A 17,870-nucleotide genomic window follows, 5' to 3' on the forward strand; every position below is an offset into this window, starting at 1 on the left:
GTAAGGTTAATTATTTTTTCTCAAATGCTGTTTTAATGTTAGTCAGGTCGGTTTTCATCTGCTCATAACCACCCGGCGCTAAATATGAGGCAGCACTTAGATAAACGATATTACCGTTTTTCCAAGCTTTAGTTTGACGAACTAATTCATTATCCAACACTTGTTGGGCTGATTGACCTTCTTGCCCGATAGCCGCAATACGGTCTAGCACAAATAACCAATCTGGATTGAGTTTTTGGATAAATTCAAACGAAACCGGCTGACCGTGACCGGTATTTTTAATGCTCGGATCTGCCATTGGAATCCCTAAATTATCGTGAATCCAACTTAAACGATAACCTGAACCAAATGCAGAAATTTTGCCACCATTGACTAAAATAATCAGTCCGTTACCTTTACCTTTTACTGCCGCTTTGGTTTGGTCTAATAAGGTATTAATTTCTGCTTTTAGTTTTTCGGCTTCCGCTTCTTTATTGAATAATTTGCCGAATGAATCAAGACGCTGTAATCCGCTCTCAATTAATTTATCGCCATTGTCAGTCATATCAATGGTTTTAGCTAGTTGGCTGACTTCATCAAATTTTTTCGCTGTGCGTGTACCAACAATGATTAAGTCTGGATTTAACGCATTTAATGCTTCTAAATTCGGCTCAAATACCGTACCGACATTCACCGCTTTGTCTGCACTCGGCTTAAGATAAGAAAGCACTTTAAATTCAGGCATACCGTCAATTTTTACGCCTAAGGCTTGTAAAGTATCCAAACTTCCGGTATCAAACACGGCAATTTTAGATGGGGTTTCTTTGAAAGTGACCTCTCCACGTGCAGTTGGAATAGTAACATCTTTGGCAAATGCAGACGCGGCAAACACAGCAGTTGCGGTCAATGCAAACAAGGCTTTTTTAATCATTGGATAACTCCATTTATATTGAAAATAATTCTCAAAGATTTTAACGAAAATTGATTTTAAGTAAAGCGGAAAATAACAAGCGGGCGAATTTTGCCTAAAATTTGCAAATTTCAATTTAATTAAAATTCCGATACACTATGTACATCAATACGTCATTATAGCAAGAGAAAAATATGGCAGAATATAGCGGAACAACCCAAGAGAAGATGAAAGATAAGCAGGTTGAGCAAATTAATATCTCACCACATTCGATTGAGGCAGAGCAAGCGGTGCTTGGTGGCATTATGCTCAGTAATGATCACTGGGATAATGTTGCTGAGCGTGTACAACCGCACGATTTTTACAACTATGCGCATCGAATTATTTTTGAACAAATGGCGGAGTTGGTGCGCCACAATAAACCGATTGATATTATTACGCTGGATCAAGCCTTAAAAGACAAAGGGGTGCTGCAAGATGTAGGAGGTTTTGCCTATTTAGCAGAGCTTTCTAAAAATACCCCGAGTGCAGCAAATATTTTAGCCTATGCGGATATTGTGCGAGATCGTTCCGATTTAAGAAGTGTAATCAGTGCCGGCAATCAAATTGCGGAAATGGGCTACAAAACGAAAGGGCGTAACTCCAAAGAAGTGTTAGACGAGGCAGAGCGAATTGTGTTTGAAATTGCAGAAAAACGCAATAATGCCAATGAAGGGCCACAACGTATTGACGATATTTTACTTAAAACACTCGCCCGAATGGATACGCTATCTAAAAATCGCCATAACGGTGGAGTTACCGGTGTTTCTACTGGATTTGTGGATCTCAACAAAAAAACCGCAGGGTTACAGCCTTCAGATTTAATCATTGTGGCTGCTCGTCCTTCAATGGGGAAAACCACTTTTGCAATGAACTTATGTGAAAATGCCTCATTAGTGGATATTGAAGATAAAGATGATTTAGACGAACAGGGTAATCCGAAGAAAAAACCGGCAAAACCGGTACTGATTTTCAGCCTTGAGATGCCGGCAGACCAAATTATGATGCGTATGCTTGCCTCGCTCTCTCGGGTCGATCAAACTAAGATCCGAACCGGCCAGATTTCAGATGATGAAGATACCGCTAAAATCTCTAGCACAATGGCAATTTTACAGGAACGGAATAATATCTATATTGATGACAGCTCCGGTTTAACTCCGACCGAATTACGTTCTCGAGCGAGACGGATTTATCGTGAAAATGGCGGATTAAGCTTGATTATGGTGGACTATCTCCAATTAATGCGAGCGCCGGGATTTGCAGATAATCGTACTTTAGAAATTGCAGAAATTTCCCGATCTTTAAAGGCATTAGCGAAAGAATTAGAAGTGCCGGTAGTCGCTCTTTCCCAGCTAAACCGGAGTTTGGAACAACGTGCCGATAAACGTCCGGTAAACTCGGATTTGCGTGAGTCAGGCTCTATTGAGCAAGATGCGGACTTAATTATGTTTATTTATCGTGATGAAGTCTATAACGACAATTCCGATCTGAAAGGCATTGCGGAAATTATTATCGGAAAACAACGTAACGGCCCGATTGGTCGGGTGCGTTTAACGTTCCAAGGGCAGTATTCCCGTTTTGATAATTACACAGGAGGGCATTATGATGATGAATACTAAAACAACTCAGCCAATCACACTTTGTGCGATTTATCGCAGTAAGGCAAAAGAAGGAATGTATTTATATGTGCCTAAGCGTGACCAATTTGAACAAGTGCCGGAAACATTACGCCAGTTATTTGGTAAGCCTGAATTTGTGATGATGTTTAATTTAACCGGTGAAAAGCCATTGGTGCGAGCTAAAAATGCTGAAGTGTTGCAATTACTCATAGAACAAGGCTACTACTTGCAGATGCCACCTCCACCGGAGAATTTACATAAGGCCTTTATTGCACAACAGAAAGGGGAAAAATAATGCGTTGCCCATTTTGCTCTACTGAAGAAACTAAAGTGATCGATTCACGGCTTGCAGCAAGCGGTTATCAAATTCGCCGCCGCCGTGAATGTATAAGCTGTAAAGAACGTTTTACTACCTTTGAATCGGCCGAATTAGTTGTGCCTTATGTGATCAAAAATAATGGTAGCCGAGAGCCGTTTGATGCCGAAAAATTAAGAACAGGGTTAAGACGTGCGTTAAATAAACGCCCTGTAAGTGCTGATGATGTCGAAAAAGCCATTAGCCAGATCATTATTCAGTTACAGGCGATGGGCGAACGAGAAGTGCCAAGTCGCCATATCGGTACATTGGCAATGAACGCACTCAAACAATTAGACAAAGTGGCATATATCCGCTTTGCCTCTATTTATTTAAGCTTTAGTGATATTGAAGAGTTCATTAAAGAAATTGAAAAATTAAAAGAGTAGTTGCAAAAAAACATAAAAAAATGACCGCTTGTGAGTTTAAAATCCACAAGCGGTCATTTTTCTTTAATAATACTCAATGAGCTTTTACTTGTTCCAACACAAACCCTACAAACGCCCGTACAATGCTAGACGGATAACGGTGGGCGGCATAAATCATCGTCAAATCAAATTTAGGGTTTTCTGTTTCGCCCAAGACTTCCACCAAGCCATTTTCTGCCACCAATCTATCCACCGTGCTGTCAGCAAGCAGAGCCACTGCTTTGCCCTGTTTTGCCATATATTCAATGGCATAGCTGTCATTGCTGGCAAAAAGATAGGGAATTTCCACCGCTTGTCTGCCTGTGCCAAGTGTAATGACGCTTGCTTAATTTTTTGCCCAAGCGGCAATGGGGAAATTTTTCAAATCTTTGATGGTATTGGGCATACCCAATCGTGCCAATAAATCAGGGTGTGCCACCCATTTACTGCCGATTTGTCCCACTTTTTTGGCGATAAACTGTTCACCGTGTAACTGCCCAATCCGAAATGCCACATCAATGCCATCTGCCGACAAATCCAAAAGACGGTCGGTCAGCGTGCAATGCACTTGTACTTGAGGATAAGCTGCCTGAAAATCAGCTATCCACGCCAAAACAGGCTCGCAGGCAGGGCTTGCCGACAGGCGTAATTTACCCTTTAAATTGCCTTGCTCTTCAAACAACACTTCTTTGGCAGTGGCAAGCTGTTCAATGGACAAATACACCTGTTCATACAGGCGTTGCCCTGCCATTGTGGGTTTAACACCTGATTTTTGGCGGTCAAAGAGTTGAATATTCAGCTCTTTTTCCAAGTCGGCAATTTGACGGCTAATGGTCGCAATCGGCACATTGAGTCGCTCAGAGGCTTTGGACAAACTGCCGTGCTGGATAACGGCAACAAAAAGGCGGAGGGTGTTGAGGTTCATTGTTTTTCTCCCCAATGTTCAATTTCTTGAATAAAATGTTTAATGCTGCCTTGGACTTGTTGATTTTTATCATATAGATAATAAACTCCCGAAAGTTCTTGTAAAAATTTACTTTCTTTATAAGCGTGTTTTTCACCCAACACAGTCCAAACTAACTTTAACTCATGCTCTTTTAAAAAATCCAAAAATTTATCTTTTTTAACCAGTAAGCTATTTTGAAATTTTTCATTTATCTCTGGATTAAAGCAAACCAAATTATTTTGTGAATCAACCCAATAACCATCTTTAATCGCATTTTTCATTTTCATTCCGTGATAAAGCATAGGAATTGGTGCATAAAATGAAATGCCGTCATTGCCATAAGTAGATTCCCAAGTGTGGGAATCGACACTAGGTATTACCTTAAATGAAGGCGATTCATTTTCCCTATGTCGATAAATTTCTTGCCACTCATTTAATGTATTTTCGGCAAAAAATTGATGAATATTCATTCCATAGTGTTCATTACCTTTTGGCATCCATCTTTCCATAAAATCTTGGTGTACCAACCAATTTTTTGCTTTTGAAAATTGAGATTCTTTAACTAAATAACTTCTAATTTGTAAACACATTTGCCTATCATAAGTTTCTTTTTGCCCAAATTTTGCTAATTCACGAAAATCATCGTGTCTTTCTAAAACAAGCCACTGTTCATCATTAATCGTTACTTCCAAAAAATTACCAACATCAGGAAAATCATTTGTTTTTACCCAGTCATCAATTAATTCATCATTTTGAAGTGTAAAATAATGTTTTGTTCTGCATTGCTCTTTATTTATGTATTGAGAAAAGACATCAGTTCTGATTGGTGGCACAATTTTAATTTGCGTTTTTGGCAAATAAAAGTCATCTAGATTTCTTACATAATCACGCTTCACACCATCATTGTAGGAATCAATAAAAGCAGGAAAATTATCCATCACTCTTGCTAAAATTTCATATAAAGCCAGCCATTGATATTTTTTGCCAATTCGCTCAATTTTGCTGGTATCATCTCTTCGCCAATATCTTGAACAAGTTTCTTTATCAAATTCAAGGTGCTTCTTGTCATCATAGCCAAATTGCTCAAAAATCATTTGGCAAGCATAATTACTTAATAAATCAACATTGATGAGATTGCCGAATTTATAACTCTCCCAATTTCGGAATTTGGCTTCAAAAGTATATCTGCCAAAGTCGCCATATCCGCCACCACGACCATATTCAGTTGTCATTGAACGGATAATTATTCTTTGTCCATCAGAATGATATTTTTTATCAATCTCTTCATTGGTTGGTAAGTTTTGGGGAAATGAACTTCTATAAGGTGGCGTAATTCTTTCTCTGATTATCTCAATATCATCTGATGAATATTCATCTTTTTGCAAAGAGTATTCAATAATATGGCGAGCATAATCACGAACCAAAACATTTGGATAAATTTCTTCTGTTTCAGGTTGATTAAATATTTGATTATCTATCTCTAATGCAAGTGCTTTTAAGCCAGATGAATTTTCAGAATAAGCAACAGCTCCGTGAATGGCAGATAAAATACCTTCCATAACATAAGGGTCATTAACCTCTATAAATTCCTTAAATAACGCCAATGCAATTTCCAATCTATTCCATAATAAATGAGCCAGTGCATTAATATAGCCATTTCTACTTCGTTTATCGGTAGAAGTAAATAGCCAACTAACAGCAATTGCACCCAATAATAGTGCTTCAGGTTCAATATTTTCTTGACCACTTGATTTCTGACACCAAGTTAGTAATCGTTCAATTGCTGGGCATTGATCAGATTCCAAAGCAATAAAAGTCGTCCAAATCTCATCTCTATCTGCCAAAGAAAAAGAATAAAGTTTGTTATGTAAATATTTTATATTTAATGGGTGGTTAATTTCGGTAGCCAGTTGATATAAAATATTAATCCAAGTTGCTTGATTAAAATATGGACTATTTTTGAAAAATTGATGTAGTTTTTGCATATTGATTTTTTCAGGCTGCCTCCAAAAGAGATTTTCTACAATAATCTCAAACCAAGACAACTCCTTTGAATAATCAATCACTTCAAATACTTCAAAATCAAATTTCTCAGGCAATAATACGCTCAATGCCTCCCATACGCCTTTATCATAGCCAACTCTACCATGTAGTTTTTTCCCTTGTTCAGTGCTTAACCATTGAGCAAAATCATCTTTATTATGAATGTTTTTTAATATTAAATTGGCTTTTTGATAATCCCCAATTCGTTCATAATTAAAATAGATATACTCTTCATCTCTGTTATAGTAAGCATTTTTACTAATAACATTTTCTTTGATTAAATAATCAAGAAATTTTTTAGCATCTGTTTCTGCAATATCTACTATTAATTCATCACAAACGGCTCTCTTAACCGTCATATAATCTAAACTATATTGATCTTCTTCCAATTGTAATTTAGCAATGACATTAATCGCCCTTTGAACTAGATGAGAACCAATATCCTGTTCAATTTGTTCGCAAATGCGTTTTTCAACACCATCTAAATAAGATTTTACAATGTGATTAAATCCCTTATGACCTTTTGGAACACAGGTTTCCCCTTGATACTTCAAAGATTCACAAAATAATTTTAAATATAATGGGTTGGAAAATTCTGGATTAAGCAAAGGAATGCTTGGTAATTGCAAGCCATAATAAGGAAAAAATATTTGAATGGCTTCAAATTCATTATCCATAAATCCAGTATGATTTACATAGCATAATTTGTCTTTATTTTTTGCATTTAATTTTTCAAAAATGATTTCTTGATAGCTATTTCGCACACTAAGAACAAGCCCAATATTTGGATATTGACTTACCAACTCAATCAATCCATTAAGTTGGTTATTCCATAAGGATTTTCCTTCACCTTCATTTAATGCATCTATGGCTAAAATAACTCGCTCTTTTTGCATTTCTCCTATGCTATCCAATGCGGACAAAAATACTTCGGGTGTGATATTAAGGTTTAATTGTTTGGATAAGATTTGATTCCAAATATTGGATTTTTCTGTAAAATCTTGACCCAATAACAATAAAGCATATTTTCCATAAGATTTTCTTTTTTGGACAAAATCGCCTAATAAATGCGATTTTCCACTACCAGCCAAACCCGTTAAAACAAGCACTTTGCCATTAAATAGCGATAATTCAGATGATTTTAACAACTCAATAATGCTTGCTAAACCATTAATTAAATTTCTAAAATGATAGTAGTCATTATTATTGGATTTTTCGTTGTTTAGATTGTTTTTTGAAAAATCTTGAAAGTATTCTATTAATGTATTAATTTTTTTAGTTATTAGATGAATATCAATTGTTGTTTCTAAATTATTTATATTTAATAAATTAAGTTTATTAATTAAAAGTTCATATACAGATTCAAAATGATTTTTCAACGCTTCATAATCATAAAGAGATTCGTATTGTGATGTGATTTCTATTAATAATTTATGAAATTTATCACTCAGATGTTTTTTGAAAATTTTGGTTCTTGCCAAGCTCTCTAATTGCATTGCAATAGGTAAATCAACATTAATTTCAGGTGTATAACGCACGCCAAGATTATTAATGGCTTGTTGATTGTATTGTTCAAACCATTTGTCAGATAATTCGCTTTCGTTAAACCAAAAGAATTTTTTGCCTGCATTTTCAGGTTTTGATAATAAGTCAGATAATTCAAAACTTCCCCAAAATTCAAATTCTATTTCACGACCTTGTGTTTGAGCAAAGTCTTTCCATCTTTGGGTATGCTCCTCCCATTTGGTAAGAAATGATTTCTTTCCAGATACATTGGCATTTGCTCTATCGGTTGCCACACAAACATAGTATTTGGTTAGTTTAGGATAGTTTTTTAAAGATTCTTTAAAGGAATCTTCAATTTGTTGCCATTGTGATGAAGAAAATGAGCTTAAAAAATATTTGGCTTGCCAACCGTATACGGAACCATCTGGCAATTCACACATTGCTTCAATCCCACCATCAGGTGCAGAAATTCGAGTAAATTTTCCTTGAGATTTAAATTCTTGGCGTGCCAATTGGCATACTAGCTCTTCAAAAGCACTATTTTGAGAACCTTGTAAGGGCTTGATGTTTTCCCATCTAATAGACATTTTCTTTTACCATAATTAAATATTCAATTTTGTTGATATGAGGATTGGCGTGTGTATTTCAAGTATTTTAGCATTGATAATTTTCCAAATCCGAAAACCACCTTCCCATTTTCACTCATTCCATACCAAATCCAAAACCGTTAAAATACGCTTAATTCTTTTCATTCAAACAGGAAAATCCAATGAACCGCATTACCCAAATCTTAAATATCAAACACCCCATCGTCCAAGCCCCAATGAGTTGGCTGACCGATGCACATCTGGTGGCAAGCGTTGCCGAGGCTGGTGGGCTTGGTTTTTTAGCCCCACACGCAGGGCAGACGACCAATCCAACTTCCAATCAAGAAGTACTTGACCGTATGCGTAATGAAATCCGTAAGGTGAAGGCACTGACCGATAAGCCCTTTGGCGTGCCGTTTATGTTGTCTTATGATTTTTCGCTGATTCCGTTAATGGTGGATTTGTGCATTGAAGAGCGTGTGCCTGTGGTGCTGGATAACGGCTGGCTTGACCCTGAAATTTACGCCAAACTCAAACAGGCGGGCATTAAAATCATCTGCCGTTTGCCTAATCCCAATTTGGCGGACGCACTCAAAGCCCAAGAATTGGGCGCAGATATTTTGGTGCTGACGGGGTTTGATGAGGGCGGTACTTTGCCGATGAAAGAAGTGGGCAGTTTTAATGTGCTTTCAGAATTTGTGGGTAAGGTGGATTTGCCGATGATGCTGGCTGGTGGCATTGCTGATAAAAAAGCGGTACAGGCTGCCTTGACGCTTGGGGCAGAGGGCGTGTGGATTGGCACGGCATTTATCGCCACAACCGAGTGCCGCAGCCATCAAAAGGTTAAAGAATGGATTGTAAATGCAACCGCTAATGATTTGCTGTTGTTCCGCACCGAGCCGTATTATTACCGCTCTTTGCCAACCAAATTGGCGAAAAAATGCTTTGAAATGAGCGAAAACGGGGCGACTCGTAGCGAGATTGCTAAGGTAATGAACGCCGGCACAGGAATGCGTTTGGGTATGCTGGAAGGCGATTTTGAGAATGGCTATGTGTCGCTTGGTAACGGCATTTCAGCGATTGACCGTATTAAAACGGTGAAAGAGTTGATTGATGAGTTGATGGCATAATTTTGGTAAAAAAATGACCGCTTGTTGTATGGTTAATTCATATACCAAGCGGTCTTTTATGCTTTATTTTTTGCAATATTTTACTAGCAATAATGCAAGTGATGCACCTAGCATATCTGCCAGTCCATCAAGCCAAGATCCTTCTCTGGTTGAGGTGAAAGTTGCCTGAGCCCATTCGCTGGTGAAAGCATAGAGTAAGGCAAAAATTATTAACCCGAAATAAGGTATCCCTTTCTTTGAGCGGATAAAGGCGTTTGCAGATAACCAAATCTGGATAAAGAATAAGGCAAAATGGCTTGCTTTATCAAAATGTGGAAAAGGTGGTATATCATTGGTGCTTTCACGAAAAAGTAAAGCATAAATGCCAATAATAAACCAAAATATTGCAAGTAAAGCGTATTTATTCATTTTTCTTTTACCTCTTAGAATAAAACGAGCCTTGCGTTACAAGGCTCTTGAATAGTTGATATTTTACGACAAGCGGTCGTTTTTCACTAATGTTTTGCAATTAACGCTGAATTAAATAGCGTAATTTAGTGCCGTCTTGTTCTACGCTTAATAGGGTATAGCCGTGATTTTTAGTATCAATCGGAATATTATTAATCGATTGGGCACAATCGCTTAACAGTTCCAATATCTCTCCTTTTTGTAGTTGTGGCATTGTTTCTAACATCGTAATCGCAGGGTAAGGGCAAGGTTCGCCTAAGGTATCTAAGGTGTAATCAGGCGTGATGTCTTTTGGATCTTTATCTAGTTTTTGTACAACGGTGAATGCCATAGTCATTTTCCTCTTGTTGGTTGAAAATAAATTAAAAAGATTATGCAGTTGCCCATTTTGCTTTCGCTTTGGCAAGGAAGCGTTTTTCCCACCAAACCACAGCAATTAAGCAAAGAATTAATAAGCCATAATTCACGAATAATCCGCCAACCGGTCCAAATTCTTTGAGTAGGTTGATTTTTTCATAATCGAGGGCAAGCACCGGAGCTAAGTCGTCCCAGTAGTAAGCCAGCAGCGTTGAGCCGACTACATTGCCTACGCCGACCCACATAAAATGAACTTGTCCTTCCATTGAGCGGTACATCCAGCCGGTTTCGCAGCCGCCGGCAAGCACAATGCCAAATCCGAATAATAGCCCACCGATAATGGCATTTGGACCAGCCCACAAAATTTTAGGTGAAACGCCTAATTGAATATAAGAGAATACCCCGATTGTGCCGGCAATAATGCCGAAAATAATTGCTTTTGCCATATAAGCCCGTCCGGTTACCCATAAGTCACGGAAAGCGGAGGTAAAGCAAATTTGGGCTCGTTCAATCAATAAGCCAAAGGCTAAGCCGCAAAGCATTGCAAAACCAAGTTTGATTGAGGATTGCATTACATAAAGGGAAGCAGAAAGATAAGTGATAAAAATGAGCATACCAACCCAAAAACGGCGATTAGCTTGTTTCGGATCGTTTTCTTTGATTTTTGCTGCCCCTTTTTTCAGTTCTAATTTCACCCGAAACATCGGTAATAAAGTCACTTTGACCCCAAAGTAAGTGCCGATGGCGGTTGCAAAGGTGAAAAACCACGCGTGGACGGAGAATTGCGGAATACCGGTAAAAAGAGAGGCGAGGTTACAGCCCATTGCTAAACGGGCTCCGAAACCGGCTAACGCACCGCCAATCAAGGCTTGGATAATCCGTTTTTTATGTGGCTGATTACGCCATTTGACGTTGTTCGCCCATAATGCGGCAGAAAGACAGCCGGCAAACATACCGAGAATCATCACACCGTCAATTCGGGTAAAGATGGTCCCGTCTAAGCCGATGAGTTGGAAATAGCTCCAGCTTGAAACATCAACACCCAGAGCGTTTAACAGATGGCCTCCCCAACGGGTAAATTCCCCTGTTACTGCCCAATAAGTGCCGGTAATGCCGAAATAATAAGTTGAAATAATACCAGCTACGATCACCGCCGCAACAGGATTCCAATATTTGATCAGATAATTTTGTTTAAAACTTTGCCAAATCGCTAACATAAAGCACCTTAACTAAGGATAGATTAATAGGATTTGCAAGGGTGGTATAACGATGAAGAAAGGGACTGATTGGACACAGTAATTAGTTCATTTCCTATACACAAAACTTGCGATATATCAATGCACATTTTACAAATGCGTCTTTATAGTAGATATTTTTTGTACAGATGTAAATAACAAGCGGTTGTTTTTAGCAAAAATAACCGCTTGTGATACTTAAATTATTTAATCTGTATTTAAAAACAGCGCTTTTTCTACCACAGGAATGCCTTGCTTATAACGTTGCATAAAGCGTTCATAACCTTCACTCATTGTTTTATCCGGTTGAACCAGATTGAGTTTGGTGGTGTTGAAAATGCAATTATCTAAATATTCTTCTAAACTGTAACGGTCTGATACGCTGAGAAAGTCTGCCAGTAATGCAATTCCCCAAGCTCCGCCATTTGAAGCAGTACTTGCGGTAGCCAATGGAATATTCAGTGCGGAAGACAGAATTTTTTGTGCAACACCTTCTGTTTTAAATATACCACCGTGACCGAGAATACGGGAAATTTCCACTTTTTCTTGGTTAATGAGAATGTCCATTCCTAATTTCATCGCACCGAAAGCGGTGTAGAGATGGGTTCGCATAAAGTTTGCTAAGTTAAAATGGGCATTCGTTGGGTGTAAGAAAACTGGACAGCCTTCGGATAAACCGACATTATGTTCACCAGAGTGGAAGCCGTAAGATAATAACCCTCCGCAATCTACATCGCCTTGCAAGGCGTGGAGAAATAACATTTCATAAAGTTCTTCGGTGCAGATATTTACGCCAAAAACCGATAAGCATTCGCCGAATAAATTTACCCACGCATTAATATCCGAGGTGCAATTATTAGCGTGAGCCATTGCCACTAATTTACCTGCTGGGGTGGTGACAATATCCAGCTCTGAATAGACTTTGGAGAGAGCTTTCTCTAACACAATCATTGCAAATGCAGAGGTGCCAGCCGAAATATTGCCGGTTTTTTCTTTGATACAGTTGGTAGCAATCATACCTGTTCCGGCATCACCCTCCGGAGGGCAAAGTGGAATACCTGCTTGCAAGTTACCGGTTGGATCTAACAATTTTGCACCTTTTTCGGTTAATTTGCCCGCTTGTTCACCAGCAACACGAACTTGTGGCAAAATCGCTTCCAATTTCCAAGGCATACGGTAGTTGGTAATAGCTTGATCAAATTGAGCCAGCATTGTTGGATTGTAGGATTTCAGCTCGGTATCTATCGGAAACATACCAGAAGCATCACCAATACCTAAGACTTTGTAATCGGTCAATTGCCAATGCACATAGCCTGAGAGGGTTGTCAGGTAATCAATTTCCGGCAAGTGAGGCTCTTGGTTAAGCAGTGCTTGGTATAAATGAGCAATGCTCCAACGTTGCGGAATTGGGTATTGAAAGAGTGCGGTCAATTTTTCCGATGAGGTTAAGGTAATGTTGTTTCGCCAAGTTCTAAAAGCAACCAGTTGATTTCCGTGTTTGTCGAAAGGTAAATAGCCGTGCATCATCGCACTAATTCCCAGTGCTTTGGCTGTGCGAATAGTTGTGTGATATTTTTCTTTGACCGTCTTGCTTAAATCCATATAGGCAGCTTGTAGTTTTTCCCATATTTCATCTTGATGATAGGTCCAAATACCGTCAATCAGTCGATTTTCCCAATCGGCACCACCGGTTGCTAAAATCGTCCCATCTGAGCTAATTAACACCGCTTTAATTCGGGTTGAACCTAATTCAATACCAATAACAATATGACCTTGTTCAATGAGTTGTTTTTCATTTTGCATAATCCACCACCATTACTGTGTTAGTCGGAAAAGGCGATTTTTTTGGAGCAAGATAAAGAATAGCAATAAGCTTCCCCATAAAATCATTGTAATGTAACTGCTGATGCCAAGCATATTTAAGCCACTTTCAATCACTTGTAATAAAACTAAGGCGAGCATAATCCCTAATAGTTTCCCTTTACCTCCGTCAGGGTTAATACCGCCTAATACTGCGGCTAAAATGGAGATTAACAAGTAGGAATCACCATAAGAGGCTTTTGCAGAATTGAGTTTAGACATCATCAAAATAGCGGCAAATACACAGAGAATTGAGGAAATAACATAAACCCAAATCAGCACTTTTTTGGTATTGATGCCTGAATAATAAGTAGCTTTTTCATTGTTGCCAATAAAATAAACTGCTTTACCCATTGCGGTTTTTTCTAAGAAAAACCAAATCAGCCCAGCAAGAAAGAGAAAGATCAGAATAGGTAGCGGAATCCATAAAAAGGTTGAGGCATTGATACTCAGCATCGTTTCCGGAAAATTCGCAATGGTTGAACCGTTAGTGACTAGAATATTGATGCCGTTAATTAAAGTCATTGTGCCTAAGGTTGCCAAAATCGGTGAAACACGAACGACAGCAATTAATGTACCATTGAGTAATCCAATGGCTAAGGCACAGCAAAGGCTTAATAAAATAGCAATGAATAACCAAGAAATACAGGTATATTGTGTAATAAAGTAGGCAATAATTAATGAGCAAGCATTCATTCCGGCAATAATGGAAAGATTTATTCCGCCTGTTAACATCGGTAATGCCATTGCTAGGGTTAAAATACCTAATACTGGAATTTGTGATGCCATAGATTGAAAGTTGCTCATAGACCAAAAGATGTCAGGAATAAAAATACTAAAGGCGATAACTGCAACTGCAAAGAGTGCTAAGAGATAGAAAATTGTTGGGTCCAGTTTACTTTTCATCGTTATACTCCTTGTTTTTTCCGCTGACTTAATGCTGTTGCACTAATACTTAAGATAATGATGACACCGGTGATAATGGTTTGCCAGTAAGACGAAACATTCATCAAATTTAGCCCATTTTGAATAATCGCCAGTAACATTACGCCCATTACCGTACCAAATAAGGTACCTCTACCTCCTGATAAACTAGCACCACCGAATACCACTGCTGCGAGTACGGTTAATTCATAACCCAGTAATGAATCCGGTGCGACAGATTGTACGGTATAAGATTGCACAATACCTGCCAAACCTGCCATAAAGCCCATATAACCGTATGCAAACAGATGGAGAAATAAGAGATTAAATCCAATACGGGAGGTTGCATCCGGATTACCACCAAGGGCGTAAATTTTTCTGCCAATAGTGAGTTTATTCGTAATTAAGCCGGTTAATAGCACCGCCAAAATAGCCATTAATGCTTGAAACGATAATCCAAATTCCACTCCCTCGGCAGTGGTCTGTTTAAAGAACACGATTTCTTGGGTAAACCATTCAGGATACTCATAAAGCCATACACCTTTGGTAAAATAGAGTAGTCCGCCATAAAAAATATTGAGTGTTGAGATCGTAATAATAATGGAAGGAACACTAAGCTGATTAACAAATAGGGCATTAATAAAACCTAATAATATGCCGATAATGGAAGAGATAACAAAAACGCCAGCAAATCCCACATCATATTTACCGATGGCTGCAACCATAATATATTGAGAAATAATGGTGATGGCAGGGAAAGAAATATCAATGCCACCTGACAGCAATACCACAAATAAGCCACAAGCTAAAATCATTAACATTGAGTAATTATTTACAACATCATAAAGGTTCTCAATGGTTGCAAAATCACGGGTAAATAGCGTTAATAATAGGATTAAAATCAGTAACGTACCGGAAAGAATATGATTATTGCTGATTTTCATAAATCACCTCCGCAATCGATTTTTCATTGGAATATGCCGGCAAGATTTCATCAACAATGCGACCTTTTTTCATTACAATTACCCGATGGCTGTTGTAATAGGCTTCTTCTACTTCATCAGTCACAAAAATAACTGCAATGCCTTGCTGAGCCAATGATTTAATAATTTGGAAGATCCCTTCTTTATTGGCGATATCAACCCCAATAGTCGGAGCATCTAAAATCATAATTTTCGGTTCAATTGCCAGCCATTTTGCAATCGAAACCCGCTGTGCATTCCCTCCGGAAAGGGTATTAACAGGCAAGTCTGAATCGGATACTTTAATCTTTAATGAATCAATCAAGGCTTGGCTACTTGCATAAGCCTTTGAGGATTGAATAATCTGTAATTTATCGGTGATTTTGTGGAAAATGGTCGAAATAATATTGTGATGAATCGATTCTGCCATAATCAGCCCAGTGTGCATTCGATCTTCCGAGACATAAGCAATCCCTTTGGCAATGGCATCACGGTTAGTGTTAAATCTCACTTTTTCACCGTTTAATAAAATATCGCCGGATTGTGGCTGAGTAATGCCGAATAAACTTAGGCAAAGTTCAGTACGCCCCGAACCGAGCAACCCTGTAAGAGCAACAATTTCCCCCTCTCGTAGCGAAAAGTTAATCTCTTCATACTGATGAGGCAGTGTTAAATTGCGGACTTCCAATACCGTTTTTCTTTGCAAAAAATCCGGTAAATCTAACCGCTTGTAATCGATTTCCAGCCCAGTCATTAGGAAACCGAGGCGTTTTTCATTCATTTCACGGATAGGATATTGTCCAACCATATTGCCGTCTTTCAGCACTAATACACTATCAGAAACACTCATCACTTCTTGCAATTTATGACTGACAAAGATGATGCTAATACCTTTGCTTTTAAGTTTAATGACGACATCTAACAGGTCTTTAACCTCTTTTGCGGTAAGTGAGGCAGTCGGCTCGTCCATAATCAATAATCTGGCATTTTGTGCTAACGCTCGACAAATAGCGACTAACTGTTGTTGAGCAATCGGTAAATCCTCTAATACCGCATTTAGGTCTAAATTTGCATTGATGCTTTGAATGGCATTAAGAGCAACTTGATGAATTTCGTCTTGACTCACCCAGCCAAATTTTCGGTGCAGGTTAATGGCAATATTTTCCGCAACGGTTAAATTTGGGAAAAGGGCTAAATCTTGATAAATCACTTGAATGCCTTTATCAATCGATTCCTGCGGTGTCAGCCTGGTATATTGGGCTGCACCAATTTGGATTTCAGCCCCTTTATCCGGTTGATAAACGCCGGAAAGAATTTTGATCAAGGTTGATTTTCCACAACCATTTTGACCAGCAAGGCAAAGTGCTTCACCATAATCTAATGAGAGATTGACTTGATTTAATGCTTTTATGCCGTGGAATGTTTTACTGATATGCCGCATCGAAATAAATGCCATAAATGCCTCCTGAGGGGAAAATATGGGCTGGTTATCAGCCCATATGTCAGCGCAAATTAATATAATTTATCGATATTTTCCTTGGTGACTTTCAGTACATTGTGGAATTGAAGTAACTTTTTCTCACCATCTACTTTGGCTTTACCAACGGTTGGAATCTCTAATCCGTCCTCAATTTTTTCGCCTTTTAATACTTTGGCAGCAACAGCCGCTAACGCATAACCTGCATTGGCTGGGTCATAGGTAATTCCCATTGTAATATCACCACTTTTAATTAAATTGGCTGCTTGGGAAGGAATCATCATTCCGAAGACATTTAATTTATTTTTTAAGCGTTTTTCTTTCACCGCCAACCCTGCACCGATAGGACCTTGTGAACCAAAAGAAACGACTGCTTTGAGATCGGAATGGGCTTTCACTAAATCAATAGTGGTACGGCGTGCATCATTAATATTTTCAGCGACAGGCATTCTGCTGGTCACTTCAAACATATCTGGGTAATGCTCTTTTTGATATTTCACAAATAAATCAGCCCACAGATTATGTTGAGGCACGGTTAATCCACCGACATAAATCACATAGCCGCCTTTACCGCCCATAGCTTTTGCTACTTCTTCTACATAGTCTGCCGCAAATTGTGCATTATCGATAATTTCAATATCCCAATCGGCACTAGGTTGTCCGACTGACTCATTAGTTAATACCACAATGCCGCTCTGTTTCGCTTTTTTCAGCACCGGTTCTAAGGCATTTGCATCGTTAGGGACGATGGAAATAGCACTGACTTTTTTCGCAATTAAATCTTCAATTAATTTCACTTGTTGTGGTGCATCGGTATTGGATGGGCCGACTTGATAAGCATTGACACTGTTATCTTTACCTGCTTGCACAACACCTTCTGCCATACGGTTAAACCACGGCATACCGTCAATTTTGGAGATATTAACGACATCATTGGCAAGTGCCGAACCGTAACAGGCTAAAGCTAAAATACTTGAAAATAATGCGTGCTTGAACGTTGGTTTTTTCATTGTTCTTCCCTCATACATAAGAAGTTATTTCACTGAATATCACTCACAGAGCTTGATATCCCTTCTCTAATAGAAAC

The 17,870-nt window shown here is 38.6% G+C and carries 14 protein-coding genes and 1 pseudogene; 4 read left to right on the forward strand and 11 right to left on the reverse strand.

Annotated features, from left to right (window positions below):
- Positions 1-10: 10 nt before the first annotated feature.
- Positions 11-910, reverse strand: coding sequence for a siderophore ABC transporter substrate-binding protein (locus ACJ7Z2_RS07630; RefSeq protein WP_409499881.1), 900 nt, complete (start codon positions 908-910; stop codon positions 11-13).
- A gap of 173 nt (positions 911-1,083) precedes the next feature.
- On the opposite strand from ACJ7Z2_RS07630, the gene ACJ7Z2_RS07635 reads away from it, so the two are divergent.
- From ACJ7Z2_RS07635 to nrdR, 3 genes are read left to right on the forward strand one after another with little or no spacing between them, the layout of a single operon-like run.
- Positions 1,084-2,547 carry a replicative DNA helicase gene (locus ACJ7Z2_RS07635; RefSeq protein WP_006253414.1) on the forward strand — a complete coding sequence of 488 codons (1,464 nt, stop codon included), beginning with the start codon at positions 1,084-1,086 and terminating at the stop codon, positions 2,545-2,547.
- Positions 2,537-2,842, forward strand: a complete 306-nt coding sequence (locus ACJ7Z2_RS07640) for a YcgL domain-containing protein (RefSeq protein ID WP_409501125.1) — start codon at positions 2,537-2,539, stop codon at positions 2,840-2,842. The genes ACJ7Z2_RS07635 and ACJ7Z2_RS07640 overlap by 11 nt, the downstream gene beginning before the upstream one ends.
- On the forward strand, positions 2,842-3,291 hold the full coding sequence (nrdR, locus tag ACJ7Z2_RS07645; RefSeq protein WP_006249443.1) for a transcriptional regulator NrdR: 450 nt from the start codon (positions 2,842-2,844) through the stop codon (positions 3,289-3,291). Before ACJ7Z2_RS07640 ends, nrdR begins: the two co-directional genes overlap by 1 nt.
- A gap of 73 nt (positions 3,292-3,364) precedes the next feature.
- On the opposite strand, the pseudogene ACJ7Z2_RS07650 reads toward nrdR, so the two are convergent.
- A pseudogene (locus ACJ7Z2_RS07650) lies at positions 3,365-4,234 on the reverse strand (LysR family transcriptional regulator).
- On the reverse strand, positions 4,231-8,391 hold the full coding sequence (locus tag ACJ7Z2_RS07655) for a hypothetical protein (RefSeq protein WP_409499882.1): 4,161 nt from the start codon (positions 8,389-8,391) through the stop codon (positions 4,231-4,233). The pseudogene ACJ7Z2_RS07650 and the gene ACJ7Z2_RS07655 overlap by 4 nt, the downstream one beginning before the upstream one ends.
- Positions 8,392-8,573: 182 nt before the next feature.
- On the opposite strand from ACJ7Z2_RS07655, the gene ACJ7Z2_RS07660 reads away from it, so the two are divergent.
- Positions 8,574-9,521: an NAD(P)H-dependent flavin oxidoreductase gene (locus tag ACJ7Z2_RS07660; RefSeq protein WP_409499883.1), complete on the forward strand. Its 948-nt coding sequence runs from the start codon at positions 8,574-8,576 to the stop codon at positions 9,519-9,521.
- A gap of 63 nt (positions 9,522-9,584) precedes the next feature.
- On the opposite strand, the gene ACJ7Z2_RS07665 is transcribed toward ACJ7Z2_RS07660, so the two are convergent.
- From ACJ7Z2_RS07665 to ACJ7Z2_RS07700, 8 genes are all read right to left on the reverse strand, one after another.
- Positions 9,585-9,929, reverse strand: a complete 345-nt coding sequence (locus tag ACJ7Z2_RS07665) for a VanZ family protein (protein WP_409499884.1) — start codon at positions 9,927-9,929, stop codon at positions 9,585-9,587.
- 100 nt (positions 9,930-10,029) lie between these two features.
- Entirely contained in the window at positions 10,030-10,299 is a 270-nt protein-coding gene (yedF, locus tag ACJ7Z2_RS07670) for a sulfurtransferase-like selenium metabolism protein YedF (protein WP_006250922.1), read from the reverse strand.
- 40 nt (positions 10,300-10,339) lie between these two features.
- Positions 10,340-11,542 carry a selenium metabolism membrane protein YedE/FdhT gene (gene yedE, locus ACJ7Z2_RS07675; RefSeq protein ID WP_409499885.1) on the reverse strand — a complete coding sequence of 401 codons (1,203 nt, stop codon included), beginning with the start codon at positions 11,540-11,542 and terminating at the stop codon, positions 10,340-10,342.
- A 225-nt stretch (positions 11,543-11,767) separates the two neighbouring features.
- Positions 11,768-13,363, reverse strand: a complete 1,596-nt coding sequence (locus tag ACJ7Z2_RS07680) for a xylulokinase (RefSeq protein ID WP_409499886.1) — start codon at positions 13,361-13,363, stop codon at positions 11,768-11,770.
- Between the two features lie 12 nt (positions 13,364-13,375).
- Positions 13,376-14,326 (reverse strand): ABC transporter permease, encoded by a 951-nt coding sequence (locus ACJ7Z2_RS07685; protein WP_409499887.1) that lies wholly within the window; start codon positions 14,324-14,326, stop codon positions 13,376-13,378.
- A gap of 2 nt (positions 14,327-14,328) precedes the next feature.
- Positions 14,329-15,288, reverse strand: coding sequence for an ABC transporter permease (locus ACJ7Z2_RS07690; protein WP_409499888.1), 960 nt, complete (start codon positions 15,286-15,288; stop codon positions 14,329-14,331).
- Complete coding sequence (locus tag ACJ7Z2_RS07695; RefSeq protein ID WP_409499889.1) at positions 15,272-16,762, reverse strand: sugar ABC transporter ATP-binding protein; 1,491 nt, start codon at positions 16,760-16,762, stop codon at positions 15,272-15,274. The genes ACJ7Z2_RS07690 and ACJ7Z2_RS07695 overlap by 17 nt, the downstream gene beginning before the upstream one ends.
- Positions 16,763-16,818: 56 nt before the next feature.
- Complete coding sequence (locus tag ACJ7Z2_RS07700; RefSeq protein ID WP_409499890.1) at positions 16,819-17,793, reverse strand: substrate-binding domain-containing protein; 975 nt, start codon at positions 17,791-17,793, stop codon at positions 16,819-16,821.
- Between the last annotated feature and the right edge of the window lie 77 nt (positions 17,794-17,870).

It is taken from the genome of Mannheimia glucosida (genome assembly GCF_046267875.1).
In the GTDB taxonomy this organism is placed as follows: Bacteria; Pseudomonadota; Gammaproteobacteria; order Enterobacterales; family Pasteurellaceae; genus Mannheimia; species Mannheimia glucosida.